Origin of the sequence: Micromonospora sp. CA-248260, assembly GCF_050942205.1 — a bacterium.
In the GTDB taxonomy this organism is placed as follows: domain Bacteria; phylum Actinomycetota; class Actinomycetes; order Mycobacteriales; family Micromonosporaceae; genus Micromonospora; species Micromonospora antibiotica.
In genome coordinates, this window is sequence record NZ_CP192021.1 from 5,817,250 (window position 1) to 5,840,382 (window position 23,133).

Below are 23,133 nucleotides of genomic sequence, written 5' to 3' on the forward strand. Positions count from 1 at the left end.
ACCTCCCGTTCTCCCCCTCCCACCCCCCACCCCCACCCCCGGGGGTCAGAAGCGGGCGGGTTCGCGGTAGGTGCCCCATTCGGCGCGCAGGGCGTCGCAGATCTCGCCGAGGGTGGCTTCGGCGCGGACGGCGTCGAGCATGGGCGGGATCATGTTGCCGCCGGTGCGGCTGACCTCGATCATGCGCTGCACCGCCGCCGTCACCGCGGCGTCGTCACGGGCGGCCTTGCGCTCGGCGAGGACCCGGCGCTGCTCCAGCTCCACCTCGTGCGAGATGCGCAGGATCTCCAGTTCCTTGGCGGTCGTGCTGGTGTGGCAGTTGACCCCGACGATCTTCTTGTCGCCCTTCTCCAGCGCCTGCTGGTAGACGAAGGCCGACTCGGCGATGTGGCCGGTGAACCAACCGTCCTCGATGCCGCGCAGGATGCCGGAGGTCATCGGGCCGATCTGGTGCGGGCCCTCGCCACCGAGCTGCCGGATCCGGGCGAAGATCGCCTCCGCCTCGGCCTCGATGGCGTCGGTGAGCGCCTCGACGTACCAGGAGCCGCCGAGCGGGTCGGCCACGTTGGTCACCCCGATCTCCTCCATCAGCACCTGCTGGGTACGCAGGGCGATCTCGGCGGATTCGTCGGTGGGCAGGGCGAGGGTCTCGTCGAGGGCGTTGGTGTGCAGCGAGTTGGTGCCGCCGAGCACCGCGGCGAGGGCCTCCACTGCGGTGCGTACCACGTTGTTGACCGGTTGTTGCGCGGTCAGCGACACCCCGGCGGTCTGGGTGTGGAACCGCAGCCAGAGGGCCTTCTCGCTGGTCGCGCCGTAGACGTCGCGCAGCCAGCGGGCCCAGATCCGGCGGGCGGCCCGGAACTTGGCGATCTCCTCGAAGAAGTCCAGGTGCGCGTCGAAGAAGAAGCTCAGCCCGGGGGCGAAGACGTTGACGTCCAACCCGCGCGAGAGTCCCAGCTCGACGTAACCGAACCCGTCGGCCAGGGTGTACGCCAGCTCCTGCGCGGCGGTGGAACCGGCCTCGCGGATGTGGTAGCCGGAGACCGACAGCGGCTTGTAGCGGGGGATCTCGGCGGCGCAGTATTCCATCAGGTCGCCGATCAGGCGCAGGTGCGGCTCGGGGTCGAACAGCCACTCCTTCTGCGCGATGTACTCCTTGAAGATGTCGGTCTGCAACGTGCCGTCCAGCCGGGACAGGTCGACGCCCTGCCGCTCGGCGGCGACCAGGTACATGCAGAAGACCGGCACCGCCGGCCCGGAGATGGTCATCGAGGTGGTGACGCCGGCCAGGTCGATGCCGTCGAAGAGCGTCTCCATGTCGGCGGCGGTGTCCACCGCGACCCCGCAGTGGCCGACCTCGCCGAGCGCCTGCGGGTCGTCGGAGTCGCGCCCCATCAGGGTCGGCATGTCGAACGCGACGGAGAGCCCACCGCCGCCCGCGCCGAGGATCATCTTGTACCGCTCGTTGGTCTGCTGGGCGTTGCCGAAGCCGGCGAACTGTCGGATCGTCCAGGCCCGACCGCGGTAGCCGGTCGGGTGCAACCCCCGGGTGTACGGGAACTCGCCCGGCCAGCCGATCCGTTCGAACCCGGGGTAGGCGGTGCCCTCGGGTGGCCCGTACACCGGTTGCACGGTGGCTCCGGACAGGGTGGTGAAGTCCGCGTCCCGCTTGCGCGCGGCGTCGTACCGGGCCTGCCAGCGTGCCCGTCCGGCGGCGATCTCGTCGGCGTTCATCCGCGGGGCTCCTCCTCGAGTCCTCGACCGAACCCCGAGTGTAGAACGAAGCCTGAACGATCGCTAAGGAAGCTCGTACCCGCCGGTAGCCCGCCGAGCACCGCGAAGGGAGGCGAGCGGAGTCAGGCCGCCGGCAGTGCGGGCACCTCGAAGTCGTAGGTGAAGCTGTCCAGCGCGACCTTGACGAGCACCCGACTCGCCTTCGTGACCTTCTCCCTGCCGGCACAGATCAATTCCGTCTGCCAGTTGGAAGTCGCCGGCAGGCCCGGCGGGCGGGACGCAACTTCACCCAACTCCACCTGACGGCACTCACCCTTCTTTCCGGCCGCGTCGCGCAGGCCGTACCGGGCGCCCTTCGGGCCGACCACGTCGAAGCGCACTTCGGCCGAAGCGCTACGCACGGCCACGACACGGACGGCGTCGGGGCCGAAGACGGGAAGCTCGCTCGGGACCTCGGACACCGCCTGCCGGGGAGTCTCCGAGACTTCCGTGGCGGGCGAAGAATCAGGAGATGCATCTTCCGGTCCCGCGGAACAACCTACGAGGGAAACGGTGACGCTGAGCGACAATCCACATAAAAGCAAGATCCCCGAAACTCTGTCTTTCATTGTCACCCGTTTCGCATTAATAGCTTTTTCGCGATGATACAGAATGGGTCTGGGCAAGTCAAGGGACAACAATGCCGACCTTCCCCTGATATCTTGGCGGCATTCGTGGCGGCCTAATCAACGAGCCGCCCCGCGCATCCACGGGGAGACAGCTTGAACTTCAGGAAACGTATGTTGAGTGTCGTGTCGGCGATTGCGGTTCTGCCGCTGCCCGTGGTGGCCCTCCAGGCCCCGGCCCTGGCAGGTCCGCAGGGCTGCCCGGCCGAGGGTGAGAACCCGATCTACACCTTCACCAACATCAGCAAGTCGACGCGGCCGACCGACGTCTACAGCGCCTACATCACTGGCCCCGGCACCATCTCCTACAGCGAGAACGAGACCGCCAACGTCGCCGCGACGGCGTCGGCGACGGTATCCGCCGAAGCCGGCGTCGTTTTCGCGAAGGCGAGCACGTCCATCGGGGTGTCGGTGACAGCCGGACGCTCGTGGACTGCCGGCTTCAGTTACGCGCTGGAAGTGCCGAGTGGGCAACGTCGCAGGATGCGGCTCTTTCAGGAGTCTCGCTCTTTTGTGGTGAAGAAGCAGACCTGGAACGTCGCGCAGTGCAAATTCCTCACCAACTATTCGGGAGCCAGCGCGAACGCTCCCCGAACCGCCCGGGTCGACGAATGGAAGCTCGAGTCCTGAGGACCGGCCGCTGACCCTGACAGATCATTGCCAGCGGAAGCAGAAATGCAGCGAGGGTACGGCTGATCGGCCGGAAATGCTCCGGCGACCGATCGGCCGTACCCTCGTGCCGGACCACTTCCGCGTCAGATCCTGCGTGGCCCAGGCACCACCGAATTCCACCGCGTGTCAGGCGCGTGCCCCGGGTGGACGGCTCAGGTGCCGATCTGGGCGAGCAGTTCGTCGGCCGCCGCGTACGGGTCGAGGGCCCCCTCGGCGACCTTCGCGGCGAGCGCCGGCAACTCCGTACCGTCGCGTAGGGAACCGATGCGGGCGCGCAGGGTGCCCAGCGCGATCGCCTCGATCTCGGCGGCGGCCCGCTTCTCCCGACGTAGGCGGAGCTGGTCGTGCTGCTCAAGCCAGGCACGGTGCTTGTCGATCGCGGCGGCGATGTCGTCGATCCCCTCGCCGCGCGCGGCGATCGACCGCACCACCTGCGGACGCCACTGCCCCGGCCCCCGCTCACCCAACGCGATCATGCCCTGGATGTCCCGGACGGTGTTGTCCGCGCCGTCCCGGTCGGCCTTGTTGACCACGAAGACGTCGGCGATCTCCAGGATGCCGGCCTTGACCGCCTGGATCGCGTCACCCATCCCCGGGGCGAGCAGCACCAGCGTGGTGTCGGCGAGCGACGCCACCTCGACCTCGGCCTGGCCGACCCCGACGGTCTCCACCAGCACCACGTCGCAGCCGGCGCCCTCCAACACCCGGACCGCCTGCGGGGTCGCCGACGACAGCCCACCGAGGTGCCCCCGGCTGGACATCGACCGGATGTAGACACCCGGGTCGGTCGCGTGGTCCTGCATCCGGACCCGGTCGCCGAGGATCGCCCCGCCGGTGAACGGGCTGGACGGGTCGATGGCCAGCACCCCGACCCGGTGCCCACCCGCCCGCAACGCCCGGACCAGCTCGTTGGTGGTGGTCGACTTGCCCACCCCCGGGGAGCCGGTCAACCCGACCACCTGGGCCTGCCCCGCATAGGGCGCGAGCGCCGCCGCCACCTGCGGCAGCATCTCGTCACCGGACTCGACCAGGGTGATCAGCCGGGCCACCGCCCGGGGGTCACCCTCGCGCGCCCTCTCCACCAGCATCGGTACGTCCCGACTGCGGCGCACCGGGACAGCGGCGGGGGTGGGGGCGCTCTCGACACTCACCGGGTCACCTTCGCCCACGACTGCGGTGCTCGCCAACCCCACTCACTCCTCGCACTCACACGCCCACCTCGCCCGACGATCGTGAGCTGGGAAGTTCCCGCCCCCGACCGTTGTCTTCGCCGCACCGACCCGGACCCGCGACCACGCTCCGCGCCATCCGGCCCGACGGCCGGTCAGTTCCCGGTGTCGGCGGGTACGTGGATGATCAGGGCGTCACCCTGGCCACCGCCGCCGCACAGCGCCGCCGCGCCGGTGCCACCACCACGGCGCTGGAGTTCCAGCGCGAGGGTGAGCACCAGCCGGGCCCCGGACATGCCGATCGGGTGGCCGAGCGCGATCGCCCCACCGTTGACGTTGACCTTGTCGGTGCTGACGCCGAGGTCCCGCGTGGACTGGATGCCGACCTGGGCGAACGCCTCGTTGATCTCGATGAGGTCGAGGTCCTCGACGCTCAGGCCGCCCTTCTTCAGGGCGTGCTGGATGGCGTTCGACGGCTGCGAGTGCAGGGAGTTGTCCGGGCCGGCCACGTTGCCGTGCGCGCCGATCTCGGCCAACCAGGTCAGGCCCAACTCGTTCGCCTTGGCTTTGCTCATCACCACCACGGCCGCCGCGCCGTCCGAGATCGGCGACGAGGTGCCGGCCGTGATCGTGCCGTCCTTGGCGAACGCCGGGCGCAACTTCGCCAGCGACTCGACGGTGGTGTCCGGGCGGATGCCCTCGTCCTCGCTGATCACCAGCGGGTCGCCCTTGCGCTGCGGGATGACCACCGGGGTGATCTCGTCGGCGAAGTGACCGTTCTTCTGCGCGGCGGCGGCCCGCTGGTGGCTGGCCGCCGCGAACGCGTCCTGCTCCTCGCGGGTGATCCCGTGCCGTCCGCCGAGCCGCTCGGTGGACTCCCCCATCGAGCAGCAGTCCCAGGCGTCGCTGAGCCCGTCGTGGGCCATGTGGTCCTTGACCGTCACGTCGCCGTACTTGTAACCGGCGCGCTGGCCGAGCAGCAGGTGCGGGGCGTTGGTCATCGACTCCATGCCACCGGCCACCACGATGTCGAACTCGCCGGCCCGGATGAGCTGGTCGGCCAGGGCGATCGCATCCAGGCCGGAGAGGCACACCTTGTTGATGGTCAGCGCCGGCACCGACATCGGGACGCCCGCCTCCACCGCCGCCTGCCGGGCCGGGATCTGCCCCGCACCGGCCTGGAGCACCTGACCCATGATCACGTACTGCACCTGGTCCGGGGCCACCCCGGCGCGCTCCAGCGCCGCCTTGATCGCGATGCCGCCGAGCTTCGTCGCCGGGAGGTCCTTGAGGTTGCCCAGCAGCCGGCCCATCGGGGTCCGCGCGCCGCTGACGATCACCGATGCCACTGCCTGCCTCCGAGGGGGGTACCAACCTGTACGCCTTAACGCCTGTTCGGCCAGACTAGCGGCATGACTGAAAACTCCTCCGTCGAGCCCGCTGCCGACTACGTCACAGACATCGGGCTGCTCCGTATCGATCACGTCGGGGTCGCGGTCGCCGACCTCGACGCCGCGATCGACTTCTATCAGCGCACCTTCGGGATGCGCTGCATACACCAGGAGACCAACACCGAGCAGGGGGTACGCGAAGCGATGCTGGCCGTCGGCCCGACCGCCGAGGGCGGCTGCGTGCAGCTGCTCGCCCCGTTGTCGCCGGAGTCGACCATCGCCAAGTTCCTCGACCGCAACGGACCCGGGGTGCAGCAGGTGGCGTACACGGTCGCCGACATCGACGTGGCCTGTGCGACCCTGCGCGAACGTGGCGTACGACTGCTCTACGACACCCCGAAGCGCGGCACCGCCAACTCCCGGGTCAACTTCGTCCACCCCAAGGCCGCCGGTGGCGTCCTCGTCGAACTCGTCCAACCCGCCACCACCCCCCACTGACCCCACCCCCTCACTCCCCCACCCCGCCCCGCCCCCGCTCCCCCACCCCACCCCGCCCCACCCCGCCCCACCCGGCCCTGCCTCGCCCCGCCCTGCCTCGCCCCGCCCTGCCCTGCCTCGCCCCGGTGATCAAGAGGTTTGCGTCAGATCTGAAGATCAAAGTGACCTAAACCTCTTGATCACCGGGGCCTGGCCGGGTGGGCCGGGTGGGCCGGGGCGGTTGGGGGTGTGGGTGGGAGGGGTGGTGGGGTGGGGAGGGGTGGGGTGGGATTGGGTTTTGGGCGGGGGTGGTGGGCGTATTGCGGTGGCTTGCCAATTGGGGGTGGTGGAAAGGGCGCCGGGGGCGGGGGCGGGGCCTCAGTTTCGTTACTTCGCGTGACGGCGGGTCCGCCCGGACCTGCCAAGATCGCCGTTTGGGCGGGGCCGACGGGACGACCCGGTGGACCCTGTAAAGAGGACACGAAAGCTCGGCACCGCTCTTGCGAACGACCCCGGGGGGTCTGCAAGTATGTCCCAATGCCCCAGCAGCAGTCCTCCCCTCTCGCGTTCTTCGATAACGCGAACTCGCAGCCGGACTTCACGGTCGGCCTACGCGGCTACAACACCCACCAGGTCGACGACTTTCTCGGCCGGATGACGGCCGCGCTGACCCAGTCGGAGCAGGCCCGCGCCGAGGCCGAGCAGCGGATGAACGACGCCCAGCGTCGACTTCGCCAGGCCGAGCAGCGGCAGGCCGCGCTCGAGCAGAAGCTCACCGACACCAACAAGCAGCTCGAGGAGAACAGCCGGCCGACCCTCTCCGGTCTCGGTACCCGGGTCGAGCAGATCCTCCGGCTGGCCGAGGAGCAGGCCAACGACCACCGCAACGAGGCCAAGCGCGAGTCGGAAGGGATCCTCTCCGCTGCCCGGCTGGAGGCGCGGGAGATCACCGACAAGGCGCGCGCCGAAGCCGCCGCGATGAAGGCCACCGCCGAGCGGGAGGCCGGCACCGTCCGTACCGCCGCCGAGCGGGAGGCCGCCGAGGCCCGGGTGCAGGCCCGCCGGGAGGCCGACACGCTGCGCGCCGACGCCGACCGGGAGACCAAGCAGCTGCGTACGGTCACCGCGCACGAGGTGGCCGAGCTGAAGTCGACCGTCGAGCGGGAGGTCGCCACCCTGCGCGCCACCGCCGAGCGGGAGATCACCCAGCAGCGGGCGAAGGCCGCCCGGGAGGCCGAGGAGAAGCGCGCCGAGGCGACGAAGCTGCTCACCGACGCCCGTGACAAGCGGGACAAGGACCTCCAGGCCCTGGAGCTCCAGCTCGCCGAGCGCCGGGAGAAGGCCGAGCGCGAGGAGTCGGAGCGGCACGCCGCCCAGGTGGCGCAGACCCAGAAGCTGGTCGGCGAGGCTGAGCAGCGGGCCCGGGCCGCCCAGGAGCGGGCCAAGGAGATCGAGCAGCGCGCCGAGGCCCGCCGGGTCGAGTCCGAGCGCACCGCCAACGAGACCGTCGACAAAGCCAAGGCGCTGTCCGAGAAGACCCTCAACGAGGCCAAGGCCGAAGCGAAGCGGCTGCTCACCGAGGCGCGCACCGAGGCGGACCTGACCACCCAGGCGGCCCGCCGCGAGGTGGAGGACCTCACCCGCCAGAAGGACGCGGTCACCTCGCAGCTCGGTCAGATGCTCTCCGGCCTGGCCGGGATCGTGCCGGGCGTACCGGCCCAGCAGCCGGCCGCCGCGCCGGCCAAGTCGGAGCCGGCCAAGGCCGACGCCGACTCGCGGGCCACCGCGGAGACCGCCAGCTGACCGGCTGCACCGACGGGGCATGTGTCACGGCGCGGGATGACACCGGGTAACCGGTGGACCCCCGCGCCGTACGCGTTCCGGCCCTGTGACACCCTGTCGCGCGACCACAGTGAAACAGCTCCCCACAGCGGCGTCCGTATCGCCCCCGGAGGGCAGGATGCGTGTGAGGATGGGGGCATGTCGCACGGCGAGGAACTGTTCGCTCTCGGCGGGGACGTGACGACGGAGCCCAGCTTCGAGTCCGCCCTGCGTGGATACGACAAACGACAGGTCGACCGGTACGTCGCTCGTGCGGAGCACGAGATCACCACCCTGACGGGTGAGCGGGAGCAGGCGTACACCCAGATCCACAAGCTGGCCGGCCAGGTCGAGCATCTCCAGCGGGATCTCGCCCAGGTGCGCAAGCAGATCGGCGTGGTGGACCGGGCCTCCTTCAAGCACCTCGGCCCCCGGGTCGAGCAGATCCTCGCCCTCGCCGAGGAGCAGGCGGACGCCATCCTGGCCGCCGCCAACGAGGAGATCGAGGCCCGCCGGGCCGCCGCCGAACACATCATCGACGAGGCCCGTGAGCAGGCCGCCCGGGCGCTCAAGGACTTCGAGATCGCCCTCGCCGCGCGGCGTGCCGAAGAGGAACGGCACACCACGGCCCGCAAAGCCGAGGCGGACGCCGCCGTGCGTACGGCGAAGGAGGAGGCCGCCCGGCTGCGGGCCACCGCCAAGGACGAGTCGACTCTGCTGCGGGCCACCGCCGAGGACGAGTCGAACCGGCTGCGGGCCACCGCCCAGGAGGCCCTGAGCCGCGCCCAGCAGGAGGCCACCCAGCTGCGCGACACCGCTCGGGAGATCCACACCCGGGCCCAGCAGGAGGCCGCGAAGCTGCGTGAGGCGGCCAAGGCGGCGCTGGCCACGGCCCAGAAGGAGGCCACCGACCTGCGTGAGGCCGCCAAGGAAGTGCACACCAAGGCGCAGCAGGAGGCCCGGCGGCTCACCGAGTCGGCCACCGAGGCCAGCCGGGCCACCCGTGCCAAGGCGCTCCAGGAGGCCAAGCAGGTCACCGACGACGCCGAGGGGGCGGCGAAGGCGACCCGGACCCGGTCCCAGCAGGAGGCGCACCGGCTGACCACCGAGGCGACCGAGGCGGCGCAGCGCAGCCGGGCCGAGGCCGAGGCGTACGTGCAGCGGATGCGCACCGAGACCGAGGCGTACGTGCAGCAGTCCCGCGCCCAGACGCAGCAGGAGCTGGGTGCCTGGCGCGCGGGGGTGGAGCAGGAGGTCAACGGCCGGCGGGAGGCCGCCGACCGGGAGCTGGCCCAGCGTCGCGCCGCCGCCGAGCAGGAGTTCGCCAAGCGCCGCGACGAGCTGGACCGCAAGCACCAGACCCGGCACAACGAGCTGGAGCAGCAGCACCGGACCCGGCAGGAGGAGCTGGAGCGGGAGTGGGCCGCCCGGCGTGACGAGATCGAGCAGGGCGCGGCGGAGATCCGCCGCTCCGCCGAGGCGGACGCGGCGACGCTGCGCCGGCAGGCCGAGCAGGAGACCGGCGAGCTACGTCGGCGGGTCGAGCAGGAGACCGCCGAGTTGCTCGACCGGGCCGAACGGGAGAGCGCCGACAAGCGTCGCCAGGCAGACGAGCACGTCGCCGCCTCGCGTCGGCAGTTCGACGAGTACGCGGCCACCACCCAGCAGCACCTCGCCACCACCCAGCAGCACCTCGCCACCACCCAGCAGGAGGCGGCGGCCGGCCGGCAGCAGCTCGCCCGGGTGATGTTGGAGATCGCCCAGGCTCAGCAGCAGCTCGCCGACCTGCGTCAGGAAACCTGGCAGGCGCGGCAGGAACACGACGAGGTGCAGCGGGACGTCACCGCGCTCCGGATGCACGCCGCGACGCCGGTGGGCCCCGACGCGGTGGCACCGTCACCGGACGGCGACCGACCCGGGACTGGCGTACGCGGCAACGGCACGAAGCCGAAGCCGAAGCCGACCCCCGGCACCGGCGAGCCGGCACCGGAGCCGGTGGGTGCCGGCGGCAGGCCGGATTCGGCCGTGGCGGTCACGAAGCCGGCGGGTGCCCCGGCCGTCAACGGCACCCGACCGGATGGCACGGGTACGAAGCCCAAGGCGGAGCCGGTGACCACGGTGGACGGTGGGACGGCCAGCGCCGGGGTGGACGGCGAACCGACCGTCGCCGCGGTCCCCGGCACCGCCGGTCGGGAGGCCACCCCGACAAAGATCACCAGTACCGGTGAGAACGGCAAGCGACCCACCAAGCCGACCACCGACGAGCGCAGCGCCACCCCGAGCACGGTGACCGTCGAGTCCGAGTGACCACGACCCGCGCGACCACGAACCGGCCGACCACGAACCGGCCGATCGCGAACCGGGTGACCACGAACCGGGTGACTGCGAACCGGCCGACCACGACCCGCGCGACCACGAACCGGCCGATCGCGAACCGGGTGACTGCGAACCGTAGGTGCGCTGCCGGGTGACCCGGGGTGGCTGGCGGTACCGGACCCCACTACCCTGCGGGCGGAGGCCCGTACGGTAGGTGTTCACCGGACGGGCATGGTGATCCACTCCGGTGAGCAGCGCCGGGGCGGAACTGGGGAGGCTCGGTGGCACAGCACGACCCGGCACGCGACGACGTGACCGGGGACGACACCCCTGCCGGCGGAACGTCGGACCGTTCGGGGGTGGCACCGGCCGCGGACCGTTCGAGGGCTGTACCGGCGGCGGACCGCACCGGTACGACGGACCAGATCACGGGCGGGGCGTCGTCCACCGCCCTGGCCGGCGCGGCGAGCCCCGGGCCGGTCGCCGACTCCCGCACAGCTTCCGACCCCACCGAAGACCCCACCACCGCCGAGGACACCGGCACCGCCGTCAGGGCGAAGGCAGCGGCGGGTGCCGCGACGGAGCAGGTCGAGCCGGGGGAACCCGGGTCGGTCGCCACCGGTTCGGGACGGTTCGGTCGGCCCGGCCGGCCACTGCGCCGCAGCAGCTTCCTGGTCGGCTTCACCGGCGCGCTCGGCGTGCTGCTGGCGTACACCGTGTTCCTGGGCATCCGCAATGCCAGCGGGATCCTGGTGCTGGTGGTGATCGCGCTCTTTCTGGCGGTGGGGCTCAACCCGGCGGTGGTGCGGCTGCGCCGTTGGGGGCTGCCGCACGGCCTGGCCGTGACGGTGGTGGTGCTGACCCTGGTGCTGCTGATCATCGCGGGGCTGGTGGCGTTGGTGCCGCCGGTGGTGACCCAGACCGGGCAGTTCATCGAACAACTACCCAGCTATGTCGAGGAGCTACGCCGCAACCGTACCGTCAACGACCTGGTGGTGCGGTACGACGTGATGCAGCGGGTGCAGGAGCTGGCCAACGCCGACACCGTCGGTCGGGCGCTCGGCGGGGTCCTCGGCGGCGCCCAGTTGATCTTCGGCACCCTCTTCCGGGTGCTCACCGTGCTGGTGCTGACGATCTACTTCCTGGCCTACTTCGACAAACTGCGCGACCTCGGGTACGCGCTGGTGCCGAGGTCCCGCCGGCAACGGGTCAGCCTGATCGGCGACGAGATCCTGACCAAGGTCGGCGCATACATGGTAGGGGCGCTGAGCATCGCCGTGCTGGCCGGCGCGACCACCTTCGTCTTCGCCCTGGTCGTCGAGCTGCCCTACCCGTTCGCGCTGGCCGTGGTGGTGGCGGTGACCGACCTGATCCCGCAGATCGGGGCCACCCTCGGCGCGGTGATCGTGAGCCTGGTCGGGTTCGCCACCGGGCTGCCGGTCGGCATCGCCTGCGTGGTCTTCTTCGTGCTCTACCAGCAGGTGGAGAACTACCTCATCTACCCCAAGATCATGCGAAGGTCGGTGGAGGTCAACGAGGTGGCCGCCCTGCTCGCCGCACTGCTCGGGGTGGCGCTGATGGGTGTGGTCGGCGCGTTGATCGCCATCCCGGTGGTGGCCGCCCTCCAACTGATCCTGCGCGAGGTGGTGCTCCCCCGCCAGGAACGCCGCTGACCAAGCCCACCCCGGCCCGCCCCACCCGGACAACCCCCATGCCCAACCCGCCGGGTTCCGGCCACAACAACAATGTTGTAGTGGGCTCCTCCGGCCAGGAGGCCACTACAACATGGATCGAGCACGATCTTGGACCGTCGCGCGCGGTCACGGGAAGGCGGAGCGGGCAGCGGGAGGGGCAGGGCGGCGGGAGGGGTGGGGCGGAGCGGGCGGCAGGAGGGGTGGGGCGGGCCTCAGCCGGCGGCGGGACCCGGCACGGGGGTGTCGGCGAAGGCGGCCACCGTGCGGTCGGCGTACGCGCTGACGTCGCCGGTCTCCATCGGGCCGTCCCAGCTTGTCGGCAGCGGCAGCGGCACCGCCGGGTTCACCCGCCGGACGATCTCGTCGAGCACCCGCTCGGCGTCGCCCACCCAGAGGTGCTTGGCCCCGGGCACCCCGACCACCTCGGCCTGCGGCACCGCCGCGAAGCGTTCCCGAGCCTCGTCGGGGCGCAGGTAGTCGTCGAACTCGGGCACCAGCGCGGTCAGCGGCCGGCCCGACTCCGCCCAGACGGCCAGGTCCGCGGGGTTCGAAAAACGCAACGGCGGGGAGAGCAGGATCGCCCCGGCCACCGCCGGGTCGCAGCCGTACTTGAGGGTCAGGTCGGTGCCGAACGACCAGCCCACCAGCCAGACGTTCGGCAGCTCGTGGAACTCGGCGTACTCGATCGCGGCGGCGACGTCGAAGCGCTCGCCCACCGCGTTGTCGAAGGCCCCCTCGCTGGTGCCCCGGACGCTGCTGGTGCCCCGGGTGTTGAACCGGAGCACCGCCAGGTCGGCCAGGGCGGGCAACCGCCAGGCCGCCTTGCGGAAGACGTGGCTGTCCATCATCCCGCCGTGGGTGGGCAGCGGGTGCAGGCAGACCAGGGTGCCCACCGGGTCCCGGTCGGCCGGGCGGGCCAGCTCGCCGACGAGGCGCAGGCCGTCGGCGGTGTGCAGCTCGATGTCCTCCCGGTGGCCGGGCAGGATCGACGACGCGCGGATCGGTGTGCTCACCGCCCAAGTCTGCCGCGAAGTCGGCGCCGCCGCGCGCCCGGGGCGCAACCGGGGTGACCAGGATCGCCCGACCGGCCCCACCGGCCGCCGCCCACCGGAATCCGCCGGCCGGCGGGCAGCACCTCGTCGGCCGGGCCGGTCAGCCGTAGCGGGGTGCGCCCCGGCCGCGCAGCAGGTTGGGCCCCCGCCGGTCCCGGGCCCGCCAACAGCCGCTGTGCCAGTGCCGCCGGTCGGTCAGGTCGCCCGCGCCGTCGGCCGGCCAGGCCACCAGGTGCGCCACCCCGGGTCGGATCTCCTGGTCACATCCGGGGCAGCGGTACGTCTTGACCGACGCCCCGCCGCTGATCCCGCGTACCTGCCACTCGCCGTCGCGCCACTGCTGCACCGATTCCACGCCGTGGCGGGCCCGGTCGGCGTCCAACTGGGTGGTGTCCTCGCGGCGGGGACGGTTGCGACGGGGGCTCACCTTGCCAAGGTTACGGTCAGTTCCCGGGCTGCTGCGCGGTGAGGTACGCCGCCCGGCCCGACAGCGGTGCGGCGGCCCGGATCAGCGGCGGGTGGCCGACCGTCGCCCCGGTCAGTGCCCGGAGTGGTCCCGGAAGCCCTGGCCGGACCGGTGACCCAGGTGACCGGCGGTGACCAGGTGTTCCAGCAGCGGCGCGGGGGCGAGGCCCGGCTCGCGCTGCTCCCGGTATACCGCACGCTGGCCCGCCAGCGCCACGTCCAGGCCGATCGCGTCGAGCACCTCGAACGGGCCCGTCGGGTACCCGCAGCCGAGCTTCATCGCGTGGTCGATGTCGTCGACGGAGGCGTAGCCCGCCTCCAGCATCCGCACCGCGTCGTTCAGGTAGGGCAGGAGCAGCGCGTCGACCACGAAGCCGGCCCGGTCGCCACAGACCACCGTGGTCCGGCCGAGCGCGGCGCAGACCGCGGTGGCGGTGGCGGTGGCCTCCGCCGAGGTACGGATGGTGCGTACCACCTCGACGAGCGGTCGCCTCGCCGCCGGGTCGGGGAAGTGCAGGCCGAGCACGTCGGCCGGACGCTGGGTGGCCATCGCCACCTCGATCACCGGCAGCGACGAGGTGGTGGTGGCGAGCAGCACGCCCGGCTTGCAGACCTCGTCGAGGCGGGCGAACAGGGCCTGTTTGACGCTCGACTCCTCGGCCACCGCCTCGACCACCAGGTCGACGTCGGCGAGCTGTTCCAGGGTGGCCGACCAGGTGATCCGGGCCAGGGTCGCCTCGTGGTCGGCCGCGTCGAGCTCGCCCCGGGCCACGTCCTCGTCGAGCGCGCTCCGGACCGCGCCGGAGATCCCGGCCGACGAGCCGGTGTCGCCGTCCACCGAGAGCACCGGGTAGCCGGCCCGGGCGAAGACCTCGACGAGGCCGGCCGCCAGCGCCCCCGCCCCGACCACGCCGACCGTGGTCACCGGCGCGCTGTCGGGCGCCGTCCGCGTCGGGGCCGGCGTCTGCCCGTCGGGTACGACCTTCGGAGAGCCCGGTTTGTCATAGGTGTAGAAGCCGCGTCCGGACTTGCGCCCGAGCAACCCGGCGGTGACCATCTGCCTGATCAGCGGTGTCGGGGCGTGCCGCCGGTCCCGTCCGCCGTGCCGGTACATGGTGTTGAGGATCTCGTACGCGGTGTCCAGGCCGATCAGGTCCAGCAGGGCGAGCGGGCCCATCGGCAGGCCGCAACCGAGCTTCATCGCGAGGTCGATGTCCTCCCGGGTGGCGTACCGGGCCTCGACCATGCTGACCGCCTGGTTGAGGTAGCCGAACAGCAGGGCGTTGGCGATGAAGCCGGCCCGGTCGCTGATCGTGACGTCGACCTTGCCGAGCCGGGCGCAGAGCGCCTCGACGTCGTCGACCACGTCGGCGGCGGTGACCACCGTGCGAACCACCTCGACCAGCTTCATCACCGGCGCCGGATTGAAGAAGTGCAGGCCGACGACCTGCTGGGGCCGGTCGGTGGCGACGGCGATGTCGGTGACGCTCAGCGAGGAGGTGTTGGTGGCCAGGATGGTGTCGGGCTGGCAGATCCGGTCCAGCTCGGCGAAGAGCCGTCGCTTCAGGTCGAGGTGTTCGGGCACCGCCTCGACCACCAGATCCACCGCGTGCAGCGCCTCCAGCCCGACCTGGAAGTCGACCCGGGAGTGCAGGGCGTCCCGGTCGTTCTCGGCCAGCTTGCCCTTGGCCACCGCCCGGTCGGTCGACCGCGCGAGGGTGGCCCGACCCCGCGCCAGGGCCGGCTCGGAGATCTCCACCGCGACCACGTCGACACCGTTGCGGGCGAACACCTCGACGATGCCGGCACCCATGGTGCCCAGACCGACCACGCCCACCCTGGTGAACTCCCGCGCCACGACCGGCCTCCCCTGGTTGACTCCGCCGCCGCCGACACGGACGGACGCTGCGCACATGAACGAACGCTAAGGTTATCCGTCGGAGTGTGCCACGCGGCGGTGCGCCGTCGCGACGCCCTGGGAGATTTCCCGCACCCGGCCGGGGCTGCCCCGCCGCACCGGCCGGGCCGCGTCGTCGAACCCATCGGGGCCGCGTCGTCGAACCCATCGGGCCACGCCGCCGCACCAGTCACGGCCACGCCATCGCACCAGTCACGGCCATGCCGTCGCACCAGTCCGCGCCGTCGCACCAGTCAGGGCCGTCGCACCAGTCAGGGCCGCGCCGTCGCACCGGCCGGGGTAGCGCCGTCGAACCCGAGGCGGCAACCGGTCAGGCCGGCCCGGCGGCGGAAGCCCCGGCGGTCGGCCGTGTCCCCGCGGTCAGGTGTCGACGCCACGTACCGCGGCGACGGGGCGACCGGCCACGGCGTCGGCCGGGCCGGGGGCACGCGGCGGCAGCGGCAGCGTGGGCCGGTGGTCCCGACGGCCGCCGAGGCCCCCGGTGAAGCTCAGGCCGACCGGGTCGGTGGTGGCCAGCCCGGGGTCGAAGTAGCGCAGCTCGGTACGGCCCAGCCGGATCACGTCGCCGTCGGTGAGCGGCTCGGCGTCGGTGATCCGCCGGTCGTTGAGCCAGGTGCCGTTGGTCGACCCCAGGTCGACCAGGACCACCCCGTCCTCGGTCAGCCGCACCTCGGCGTGCCGCCGGCTCAGGTGCGCGTCCGCCACCGGGATGTCGACGTCCGGCGCCCGGCCGATCACCTGCGGTCGGGGCCGGACGCGGAAACTCGCCCCCCGCATCGGCCCGCCGGCCACCGTCAACAGCGGCATCAGTTCCGGATGATCCTGCATGGACAGTCAGCTCCCCATCCGCCGTCGCCTCGCGCCCAGCCTGCCAGCTCCGCGTGACCAGCTCACCACCCGCCCGGCCACCTCCGCGACCCCTGGCGGACATCGACCGTCCACCGAACAGGCGGCGGCGGAAGCAATAGACGAGCAGCACTCACAACTACCAGCTGGTAGCTTCCGGGTCTAGACTTCCGCCATGACGGCTGTACAGGTCCCGGGTACCCCGGTAGTCACCGATGGTCAGTTGGTTTCGACCAGCCCGGCCACCGGCGCGGAAGCCGGCAGGCTGCCGGTCGCCACCGCCGAGGAGGTGCAGCGCGCGGTCGACCGCGCCCGCACGGCCGGGCAGTGGTGGGCCGGGCTCGGCTTCGACGGCCGCCGGACGCGCCTGCTGCGCTGGCGGGCCCTGCTCGCCCAGCGGATCGAGGAACTGGCCGAACTGCTCCACGTCGAGGGCGGCAAACCGGTCGGTGACGCGGTCGTCGAGATCCTCACCGCCATCGAGCACATCGACTGGGCGGCCCGCAACGCCCGCCGGGTGCTGGGGCCGCGCCGGGTCCGGTCCCGGTTGATCCTGGCCGAGTTCTCCGGCCACCTGGAATACCAGCCGCACGGCGTGGTCGGGGTGATCGGCCCGTGGAACTACCCGGTCTTCACCCCGGTCGGCTCCGCCGCGTACGCGCTGGCCGCCGGCAACGCGGTGGTGCTCAAGCCCAGCGAGTACACCCCGGTGGCCGGTCAGTGGCTGGTCGACGCGTTCGCCGAGGTGGTGCCGGAGCAGCCGGTGTTCACGGCGGTGCACGGCCTGGGCGACGTCGGCGCGGCACTGTGCCGCTCGGGCGTCGACAAGGTGGCGTTCACCGGCTCCACGGCGACCGCCCGTGCGGTGATGGCGGCCTGCGCCGAGTCGCTGACCCCGGTGCTGCTGGAGGCCGGCGGCAAGGACGCGATGATCGTGGACGCCGACGCCGACCTGGACGCCGCCGCCGACGCCTGCGTCTGGGGCGCGCTCACCAACGCCGGCCAGACCTGCATCGGCATCGAACGGGTCTACGCGGTGGCACCGGTCTACGACGAGTTCGTCGCCCGGGTGGTCGCCCGCGCCGGACGGCTGACCGTCGGCGCGGACTCCGCCGACCTCGGCCCGATCACCATGCCGAGCCAGCTCGACGTGATCCGCCGGCACATCGACGAGGCCATCGCCGCCGGGGGGCGGGCGGTGCTGGGTGGCCCCGCCGCCGTCCAGCCGCCGTACGTGCATCCGACGGTGCTGGTGGACGTCCCCGAGTCCGCCTCGGCCATCCGCGAGGAGACGTTCGGCCCGACCGTGACCATCAGCCGGGTCGCCGACGCCGACGAGGCCGTACGCCGGGCCAACGCCCTGCCGTACGGCCTGGGGGGTTCGGTGTTCGGTCGGCGTGACGCGGTGGCGATCGCCCGGCGGCTGCGGTCGGGGATGGCGTCGGTCAACTCGGCGCTCACCTTCGCCGGGATGTCCACGCTGCCGTTCGGCGGGGTGGGCGACTCGGGCTTCGGCCGGATCCACGGCGAGGACGGGCTGCGCGAGTTCGGGCGGGCCAAGTCGGTCACCCGACGGCGGGCCCGGTCGTTGCTGCCCTCGATGACCTTCGAGCGGACCCCGACCGACGTGGCCCGCCTCGTCAAGGTCGCCAAGGCGCTCTACGGCCGCCGCTGACCGACCGCACGGGCGGTGCCGGGCCGCACAGCGCAACGCCAGCCGCACGGGCGGTGCCGGGCCGCACGGGGTACGGGGGTGCTGGCCACCGGGCCGCGTGCCCGGCGGGGCGGTGGTGCCCGCAGCGCGCCGACGCATGCAGTCAGAACAGGGTCAGCTCGTCGCGCACGATGCCCCGCAGCCGGTCGTAGTCGACGACCACGCAGCGGATGCCCCGGTCGGTGGCGAGGACCCGGGCCTGCGGTTTGATCTCCTGAGCGGCGAAGACACCGGCCACCGGGGCGAGCAGCGGGTCCCGGTTCATCAGTTCGAGGTAGCGGGTGAGCTGCTCGACGCCGTCGATGTCGCCACGCCGCTTCACCTCGACGGCGACCGCGCCGGAGTTGGCGTCCCGGCAGAGCAGGTCGACCGGGCCGATCGCGGTCATGTACTCCCGCCGGACCAGGGTGAAGCCCTCCCCCAGCGTCTCCGGGTTGGCGGCCAGCAACTCCTGCAGGTGCGCCTCGACGCCGTCCTTGCGCAGCCCCGGGTCGACGCCCAGCTCGTAGGAGGTGTCCTGGAAAATCTCCGCCAGGGTGATCCGCAACTCCTCGCCGGCCTTGTTGACCACCCGCCACACGCCGGGGGCCTCCTCCAGCCGACAGGGCGGGCTCATCCAGTTCAACGGCTTGTACGCCCGGTCGTCGGCGTGGATCGACACCGACCCGTCCGCCTTGACCATGAGCAGGCGGGTGGCCAGCGGCAGGTGCGCCGAGAGCCGTCCGACGTAGTCCACCGAGCACTTCGCAATCACCAGACGCACCCGACGAGGGTAGCCGAGGACCGGCCGGTCACCGTCGCGCGGCACTGGCGTGCCGGTGCGATGCTGAGATGGTGCTCGAAGTCCTCACCGGTACCGGTCTCGCCGCCTCGGCGGGCCTCAACGCCTACATCCCCCTGCTCACCATGGGTCTGCTCGCCCGCTACACCAGCCTGATCGACCTGCCCAGCGGCTGGCAGTGGCTGGGCAACGGGTGGGTACTGGCGATCCTCGCCGCACTGCTCGCGGTCGAGGTCGTCGCCGACAAGGTGCCCGTGGTCGACCACGTCAACGACGTCGTGCAGACGGTGGTCCGGCCCACCGCCGGCGGGCTGGCCTTCGGTGCCGGTTCGGGCTCCGAGACGGTGACGGTCAGCGACCCGGGCGGGTTCTTCTCGTCCCACCAGTGGGTGCCGGTGGCCGCCGGGGTCGCCATCGCGCTCGGCGTACACCTGTTCAAAGCAGCGGCCAGGCCGGTGGTCAACGCGACCACGGCGGGCTTCGGCGCACCGGTGGCCAGCACCGCCGAAGACGCGACCAGCGTGCTGATGTCCCTGGTGGCGATCATCCTGCCGGTGCTGGTGCTGGCGTTCCTGCTGGGCATGGTGGCGTTCGTGGTCTGGTTCCTGCGGCGACGCCGGGAGCGACGCCGGGACCGCGAGGCGGCCCGCGCCGCCGGCTACCGGGTCTGACCCGCCGCCGCACACGCCGATGGCCGGCACCCCGGGCGGGGTGCCGGCCATCGTGTCGTACGCGGGTCAGCTGTTCCAGTGCTGGGCGACGAGGTCGGCGGCCTGGGTTTCCCACTGGGCGTAGTGGTCGGGGTACGCCGACACCTGGACCGTCTGGGCGGCCTTGGTCAGGGGCATGTCCTGCCAGCCGTCGACCTGCTTGAGGCCCTTGAGGAACGCCAGGGTGGCGTACTCGGGGTCGGTGATCTGCTCCACCGTGCCCCAACCGGACGACGGGCGCTGCTGGAACAGACCCTGCGAGTCGTGGTCGTTGCGGTCGCCCAGGTGGCCCAGGTTCTCCAGCTTCGACTCCTGCAGGGCGGTGGCGATGGACACCACGGCGGCGCGTTCGTCCATGCTGGCCTTCTTCGTCGCGGCGATGATCGCCTTGACGTTGCCGGTCTGCTCGTCGCCCAGGTCGATGCGGGACTGCTCGCCCTGCACGCCGTGCGGGATCAGCTTGCCCTTGTCCACGGCCGGCTTGTCGGCCTGTACCACGGCCACGGTGTGGTCGGTGGCGGTCGACTCGGCGGTGCCGTGGTTCAGCGGGCCGGCGGCCAGACCACCGGCGACGGCCAGACCGGCGATACCGAGGACACTCTTACGCAGAATGGTGGTCTTCATGGGGGATGCTCCTTCGAGGGGGTCGACGCCCCCCGGACCGGTCGGGGGACCGGAACACCGGCGGAACCGGCGGAGGGGGCGTAAGCACCACGACGAGGCGCTCATGAGGGAGAAGTCGTCGGTCTCCGGTGGGGCCTGCCGCCCATGCCGGAACCAGATGTAACGACCGGGGGCCCCGCATCATTCCGGGGCGCCCACCCACTTCCGGGCTGGCCGGGCGGGGTGCTGCTGCGGTCGTACAGAGGGTGTAACGACCGCTGGCCGGCCAGCATTCCGCCGCAGGGGTGCCGCCGGTCACGGGACACCCCCACCCGGTCGCCCCCACACCGGACACCGGTGACGCCCCGACCGCACCAAACCGGACATCCAGACCAGATGCAACGCCCCCAACCGGTCGACCGCAGACCCGCCAACCCACCCCCACCCACCCCGACCCACCCAGCCGGCCCCCGCCGAGCCGCCCCGCCCCGCCGAGCCGCCCCGGTGGGCCGCCCCGCTGGGCCGCCCCGCTGAGCCGCCCCGGTGGGCCGCCCCGGTGATCAAGAGGTTTGCGTCATCGAGAGCGCTCTCCCTGCCGCAATTCTCTTGATCACCGGGGCGGGGCGGGGCGGGGCGGGGGCGTTGGGGGCGCGGGCACCGTGGGGTGGCTTCCTACGGGGGGATCAGTGGTGGAACGGCCCGCGCCCGCCGGAACGATGCCTATCATTTGTGGCATATCTACCGAAAGTGAGGTTGTCATGACCGCAGCGCTGGAAATGCCCCGGGTTCAGGAGTGCGCGGCCTCGTCCTGCGCCTACAACCACACCAACGACTGCCACGCGTTCGCCATCACCATCGGCAGCACCGACCATGCCCACTGCCACACCTTCGTGGAGCTTCCGGTACGTGGCGGCCTCGACCGGCTGATCGCCCAGGTCGGCGCGTGCAGCCGGGCCGACTGCCAGCACAACGCCGAGCTGGAGTGCCGCGCCCCGGCGATCACCGTCGGCCCCGACAACGACCTGGCCGACTGCATGACCTACCAGCGCCGCTGACCGACCGCCATCGGGGCCGGGGCCACACGCCCCGGCCCCGGCGACCATGCCCGGCACGGCCGAATATCCCTCGCACCGCCGGACCTCCCTCGCACCGCCGGACCTCCCTGGCCCGGCCGGCCACGCCCGGCCGGGCAGCACCTCACCGGTCCGCACCGGGCGCGAGCGGGCCGCCGCGACGCGCCCCGACCGGCACCGGCACACCCCGGACCGCCGCGCCGGACGGCCTGGTCGCACACTGGACGCCATGGAAGACGAGCTCGCGATCTCCGTACGGGGACTGCGTAAGGCGTACGGCGACAACGTCGCGGTGGCGGGGGTGGACCTCGACGTCCGCCGGGGCGAGGTGTTCGCCCTGCTCGGCCCCAACGGCGCGGGCAAGACGACCACGGTGGAGATCCTGGAGGGCTACCGGCAGCGCGACGCCGGTGAGGTGAGCGTGCTCGGCAGCGATCCCGGGCTCGTCCTCGGGTCGAGACCGCGGGGATCGCGGGTGGGATCGTCACGTACGCCCCGACGCGGGGCGGCCGACTGGCGTTCCCGGGTCGGCATCGTGCTCCAGGGCACCGGCGAGTTCGACGAGCTGACCGTGGCCGAGGTGGTGCGGCACTTCTCCGGCTTCTATCCCGAGGCGGACGACCCGGACAGGGTCGTCGAGCGGGTGGGGCTGGGTGCCAAGGCCAACGCCCGCACGCACACCCTCTCCGGCGGGCAGAAGCGACGGCTCGACGTGGCGCTGGGCATCATCGGCCGCCCCGAGCTGCTCTTCCTCGACGAGCCCACCACCGGTTTCGACCCGGAGGCGCGGCGCGAGTTCTGGGAGCTGATCCGGGACCTCGCCGCCGCCGGTACCACCATCGTGCTCACCACCCACTACCTGGACGAGGCCGAGTCGCTCGCCGACCGGGTCGGGGTGATCGCCGCCGGCCGGGTGATCGAGGTGGCCCCGCCGAACCTGCTCGGCAACCGGCAGGACGCCCTGGCGACGGTCTCCTGGCGTACGCCGGACGGGACGCCGGAGACGGCGCAGAGCGCGACGCCAACGGCGCTGGTGGCGGAGCTGGCCGCGCGTTTCGGTGGCGAGGTGCCCGGCCTGACCGTGACCCGGCCGACCCTGGAAGACGTCTACCTGAGCATGATCGGACACTGATGACGACCACCACCAGGCCGGGGAACCCGGTCGCCGCCGGCAGTCGACGGCTCGGGCCGGGCGCACTCGCCCTGCGCCAGGGCCGGTTGGAGATCACCCAGTTCCTGCGCAGCCGGGAGTCCGTCGTGTTCACGATGGGCTTCCCGATCATCATGATCCTGATCTTCGCGTCGATCTTCGACGGGACGATCGGCGGCGGGGTGAAGTTCACCCAGTACTTCATCACCGGCATGATCGCGACCGGCCTGATGACGGTGAGCTTCCAGAACCTCGGCATCTGGATCCCGATCGAACGGGACCGGGGCGTGCTCAAGCGCTACCGCGGCACCCCGATGCCCAAGTGGGTCTGGTTCGCCGGCAAAGTGATCATGGTGGTGGCGATCGGCGTCGCCGAGACCGCGCTGCTGCTGGCGGTCGCCGTGGCGCTGTTCGACCTCGACCTGCCGGCCACCGCCGCCAAGTGGTTCACCTTCGGCTGGGTCGCCGTGCTCGGGGTGACCGCCTGCACCCTGTGCGGCATCGCCATCTCGTCGCTGGCCCGCACCGCACGCAGCGGCTCCGCCGTGGTCACCCCGGTCTCCCTGGTGCTCCAGTTCATCTCCGGGGTGTTCTTCGTCTTCACCGACCTGCCCAGCTGGATGCAGCAGGTGGCCGCGCTCTTCCCGCTGAAGTGGATGTGCCAGGGCCTGCGCGCGGTGTTCCTGCCGGAGAGCTTCGGCGCCCAGGAACCCGGCGGTTCCTTCGAGCTGGGCCGGGTCGCCCTGGTCCTCGCCCTGTGGTGCGTGATCGGCCTGGTCCTCTGCCTGACCACCTTCCGCTGGACCACCAAGCGCGACGGCTGATCCGCCACCCCGGCCAGCGTGATCGACGCGGTTGTGCCGATACTGCGGTGCCCGTCGA

20 protein-coding genes are annotated in these 23,133 nt (G+C 72.0%); 10 read left to right on the plus strand and 10 right to left on the minus strand.

What is annotated here, in order from left to right; all coding sequences use genetic code 11:
• Positions 1 to 45 precede the first annotated feature (45 nt).
• Together ACQP2H_RS25055 and ACQP2H_RS25060 are read right to left on the minus strand one after the other, a co-directional pair.
• Positions 46 to 1,734 (minus strand): acyl-CoA mutase large subunit family protein, encoded by a 1,689-nt coding sequence (locus ACQP2H_RS25055; RefSeq protein WP_219464421.1) that lies wholly within the window; start codon positions 1,732 to 1,734, stop codon positions 46 to 48.
• A gap of 122 nt (positions 1,735 to 1,856) precedes the next feature.
• A complete protein-coding gene (locus ACQP2H_RS25060; RefSeq protein WP_357014983.1) occupies positions 1,857 to 2,195 on the minus strand; it encodes a hypothetical protein in 339 nt (112 codons plus the stop codon).
• Positions 2,196 to 2,525: 330 nt separating this feature from the next.
• Here ACQP2H_RS25060 and ACQP2H_RS25065 point away from each other — a divergent pair, with 330 nt between their 5' ends.
• Positions 2,526 to 3,029: a hypothetical protein gene (locus ACQP2H_RS25065; protein WP_357534978.1), complete on the plus strand. Its 504-nt coding sequence runs from the start codon at positions 2,526 to 2,528 to the stop codon at positions 3,027 to 3,029.
• Positions 3,030 to 3,223: 194 nt separating this feature from the next.
• Here the strand turns inward: ACQP2H_RS25065 and meaB are convergent, their stop codons facing one another.
• Both meaB and ACQP2H_RS25075 read right to left on the minus strand, forming a co-directional pair.
• The gene (meaB, locus tag ACQP2H_RS25070; protein ID WP_255598571.1) at positions 3,224 to 4,159 is read right to left on the minus strand and encodes a methylmalonyl Co-A mutase-associated GTPase MeaB; all 936 of its coding nucleotides are present in this window, start codon (positions 4,157 to 4,159) and stop codon (positions 3,224 to 3,226) included.
• Positions 4,160 to 4,395: 236 nt separating this feature from the next.
• On the minus strand, positions 4,396 to 5,589 hold the full coding sequence (locus ACQP2H_RS25075) for an acetyl-CoA C-acetyltransferase (protein WP_208568429.1): 1,194 nt from the start codon (positions 5,587 to 5,589) through the stop codon (positions 4,396 to 4,398).
• 63 nt (positions 5,590 to 5,652) lie between these two features.
• Here ACQP2H_RS25075 and mce point away from each other — a divergent pair, with 63 nt between their 5' ends.
• From mce to ACQP2H_RS25095, 4 genes are all read left to right on the plus strand, one after another.
• On the plus strand, positions 5,653 to 6,129 hold the full coding sequence (gene mce / locus ACQP2H_RS25080; protein WP_433229098.1) for a methylmalonyl-CoA epimerase: 477 nt from the start codon (positions 5,653 to 5,655) through the stop codon (positions 6,127 to 6,129).
• A 516-nt stretch (positions 6,130 to 6,645) separates the two neighbouring features.
• Positions 6,646 to 7,911 carry a DivIVA domain-containing protein gene (locus tag ACQP2H_RS25085; RefSeq protein ID WP_219464425.1) on the plus strand — a complete coding sequence of 422 codons (1,266 nt, stop codon included), beginning with the start codon at positions 6,646 to 6,648 and terminating at the stop codon, positions 7,909 to 7,911.
• A 177-nt stretch (positions 7,912 to 8,088) separates the two neighbouring features.
• Complete coding sequence (locus ACQP2H_RS25090) at positions 8,089 to 10,236, plus strand: hypothetical protein (RefSeq protein WP_363823679.1); 2,148 nt, start codon at positions 8,089 to 8,091, stop codon at positions 10,234 to 10,236.
• 290 nt (positions 10,237 to 10,526) lie between these two features.
• Complete coding sequence (locus tag ACQP2H_RS25095) at positions 10,527 to 11,918, plus strand: AI-2E family transporter (RefSeq protein ID WP_433229100.1); 1,392 nt, start codon at positions 10,527 to 10,529, stop codon at positions 11,916 to 11,918.
• 233 nt (positions 11,919 to 12,151) lie between these two features.
• Here the strand turns inward: ACQP2H_RS25095 and ACQP2H_RS25100 are convergent, their stop codons facing one another.
• The 4 genes from ACQP2H_RS25100 to ACQP2H_RS25115 all read right to left on the minus strand — a co-directional run bounded on the left by ACQP2H_RS25100 (position 12,152) and on the right by ACQP2H_RS25115 (position 16,202).
• On the minus strand, positions 12,152 to 12,952 hold the full coding sequence (locus ACQP2H_RS25100) for an alpha/beta hydrolase (RefSeq protein ID WP_219464427.1): 801 nt from the start codon (positions 12,950 to 12,952) through the stop codon (positions 12,152 to 12,154).
• A 139-nt stretch (positions 12,953 to 13,091) separates the two neighbouring features.
• Positions 13,092 to 13,418: a hypothetical protein gene (locus tag ACQP2H_RS25105; protein ID WP_208568424.1), complete on the minus strand. Its 327-nt coding sequence runs from the start codon at positions 13,416 to 13,418 to the stop codon at positions 13,092 to 13,094.
• Between the two features lie 111 nt (positions 13,419 to 13,529).
• Positions 13,530 to 15,314, minus strand: coding sequence for a 3-hydroxybutyryl-CoA dehydrogenase (locus ACQP2H_RS25110; protein ID WP_219470323.1), 1,785 nt, complete (start codon positions 15,312 to 15,314; stop codon positions 13,530 to 13,532).
• 420 nt (positions 15,315 to 15,734) lie between these two features.
• Positions 15,735 to 16,202 (minus strand): FHA domain-containing protein, encoded by a 468-nt coding sequence (locus ACQP2H_RS25115; RefSeq protein ID WP_219464429.1) that lies wholly within the window; start codon positions 16,200 to 16,202, stop codon positions 15,735 to 15,737.
• A 193-nt stretch (positions 16,203 to 16,395) separates the two neighbouring features.
• On the opposite strand from ACQP2H_RS25115, the gene ACQP2H_RS25120 reads away from it, so the two are divergent.
• Positions 16,396 to 17,895: an aldehyde dehydrogenase family protein gene (locus tag ACQP2H_RS25120; RefSeq protein ID WP_219464430.1), complete on the plus strand. Its 1,500-nt coding sequence runs from the start codon at positions 16,396 to 16,398 to the stop codon at positions 17,893 to 17,895.
• A 142-nt stretch (positions 17,896 to 18,037) separates the two neighbouring features.
• Here the strand turns inward: ACQP2H_RS25120 and nucS are convergent, their stop codons facing one another.
• Entirely contained in the window at positions 18,038 to 18,697 is a 660-nt protein-coding gene (gene nucS / locus ACQP2H_RS25125; protein ID WP_208568421.1) for an endonuclease NucS, read from the minus strand.
• Between the two features lie 71 nt (positions 18,698 to 18,768).
• Here nucS and ACQP2H_RS25130 point away from each other — a divergent pair, with 71 nt between their 5' ends.
• On the plus strand, positions 18,769 to 19,386 hold the full coding sequence (locus ACQP2H_RS25130; RefSeq protein ID WP_208568503.1) for a DUF4126 domain-containing protein: 618 nt from the start codon (positions 18,769 to 18,771) through the stop codon (positions 19,384 to 19,386).
• A 66-nt stretch (positions 19,387 to 19,452) separates the two neighbouring features.
• Here ACQP2H_RS25130 and ACQP2H_RS25135 read toward each other — a convergent pair whose 3' ends face one another.
• Positions 19,453 to 20,049 (minus strand): hypothetical protein, encoded by a 597-nt coding sequence (locus ACQP2H_RS25135; RefSeq protein WP_219464432.1) that lies wholly within the window; start codon positions 20,047 to 20,049, stop codon positions 19,453 to 19,455.
• A 737-nt stretch (positions 20,050 to 20,786) separates the two neighbouring features.
• On the opposite strand from ACQP2H_RS25135, the gene ACQP2H_RS25140 reads away from it, so the two are divergent.
• The 3 genes from ACQP2H_RS25140 (at position 20,787) to ACQP2H_RS25150 (ending at position 23,075) form a co-directional block, all read left to right on the plus strand.
• The gene (locus ACQP2H_RS25140) at positions 20,787 to 21,083 is read left to right on the plus strand and encodes a DUF1540 domain-containing protein (protein ID WP_208568419.1); all 297 of its coding nucleotides are present in this window, start codon (positions 20,787 to 20,789) and stop codon (positions 21,081 to 21,083) included.
• Positions 21,084 to 21,330: 247 nt separating this feature from the next.
• Complete coding sequence (locus ACQP2H_RS25145) at positions 21,331 to 22,233, plus strand: ABC transporter ATP-binding protein (RefSeq protein ID WP_219464433.1); 903 nt, start codon at positions 21,331 to 21,333, stop codon at positions 22,231 to 22,233.
• A complete protein-coding gene (locus ACQP2H_RS25150; protein ID WP_219464434.1) occupies positions 22,233 to 23,075 on the plus strand; it encodes an ABC transporter permease in 843 nt (280 codons plus the stop codon). Before ACQP2H_RS25145 ends, ACQP2H_RS25150 begins: the two co-directional genes overlap by 1 nt.
• Positions 23,076 to 23,133: the final 58 nt, after the last annotated feature.

What these genes read in the sequence shown, in the direction of transcription:
- ACQP2H_RS25055 (WP_219464421.1), bottom strand. Translation starts at nt 1,734, where the DNA reads ATGAACGCCGACGAGATCGCCGCCGGACGGGCACGCTGGCAGGCCCGG.
- meaB (WP_255598571.1), bottom strand. Translation starts at nt 4,159, where the DNA reads ATGCTGGTGGAGAGGGCGCGCGAGGGTGACCCCCGGGCGGTGGCCCGG.
- mce (WP_433229098.1), top strand. Translation starts at nt 5,653, where the DNA reads ATGACTGAAAACTCCTCCGTCGAGCCCGCTGCCGACTACGTCACAGAC.
- ACQP2H_RS25085 (WP_219464425.1), top strand. Translation starts at nt 6,646, where the DNA reads ATGCCCCAGCAGCAGTCCTCCCCTCTCGCGTTCTTCGATAACGCGAAC.
- ACQP2H_RS25090 (WP_363823679.1), top strand. Translation starts at nt 8,089, where the DNA reads ATGTCGCACGGCGAGGAACTGTTCGCTCTCGGCGGGGACGTGACGACG.
- ACQP2H_RS25115 (WP_219464429.1), bottom strand. Translation starts at nt 16,202, where the DNA reads ATGCAGGATCATCCGGAACTGATGCCGCTGTTGACGGTGGCCGGCGGG.
- ACQP2H_RS25120 (WP_219464430.1), top strand. Translation starts at nt 16,396, where the DNA reads ATGACGGCTGTACAGGTCCCGGGTACCCCGGTAGTCACCGATGGTCAG.
- ACQP2H_RS25135 (WP_219464432.1), bottom strand. Translation starts at nt 20,049, where the DNA reads ATGAAGACCACCATTCTGCGTAAGAGTGTCCTCGGTATCGCCGGTCTG.
- ACQP2H_RS25140 (WP_208568419.1), top strand. Translation starts at nt 20,787, where the DNA reads ATGACCGCAGCGCTGGAAATGCCCCGGGTTCAGGAGTGCGCGGCCTCG.
- ACQP2H_RS25145 (WP_219464433.1), top strand. Translation starts at nt 21,331, where the DNA reads ATGGAAGACGAGCTCGCGATCTCCGTACGGGGACTGCGTAAGGCGTAC.
- ACQP2H_RS25150 (WP_219464434.1), top strand. Translation starts at nt 22,233, where the DNA reads ATGACGACCACCACCAGGCCGGGGAACCCGGTCGCCGCCGGCAGTCGA.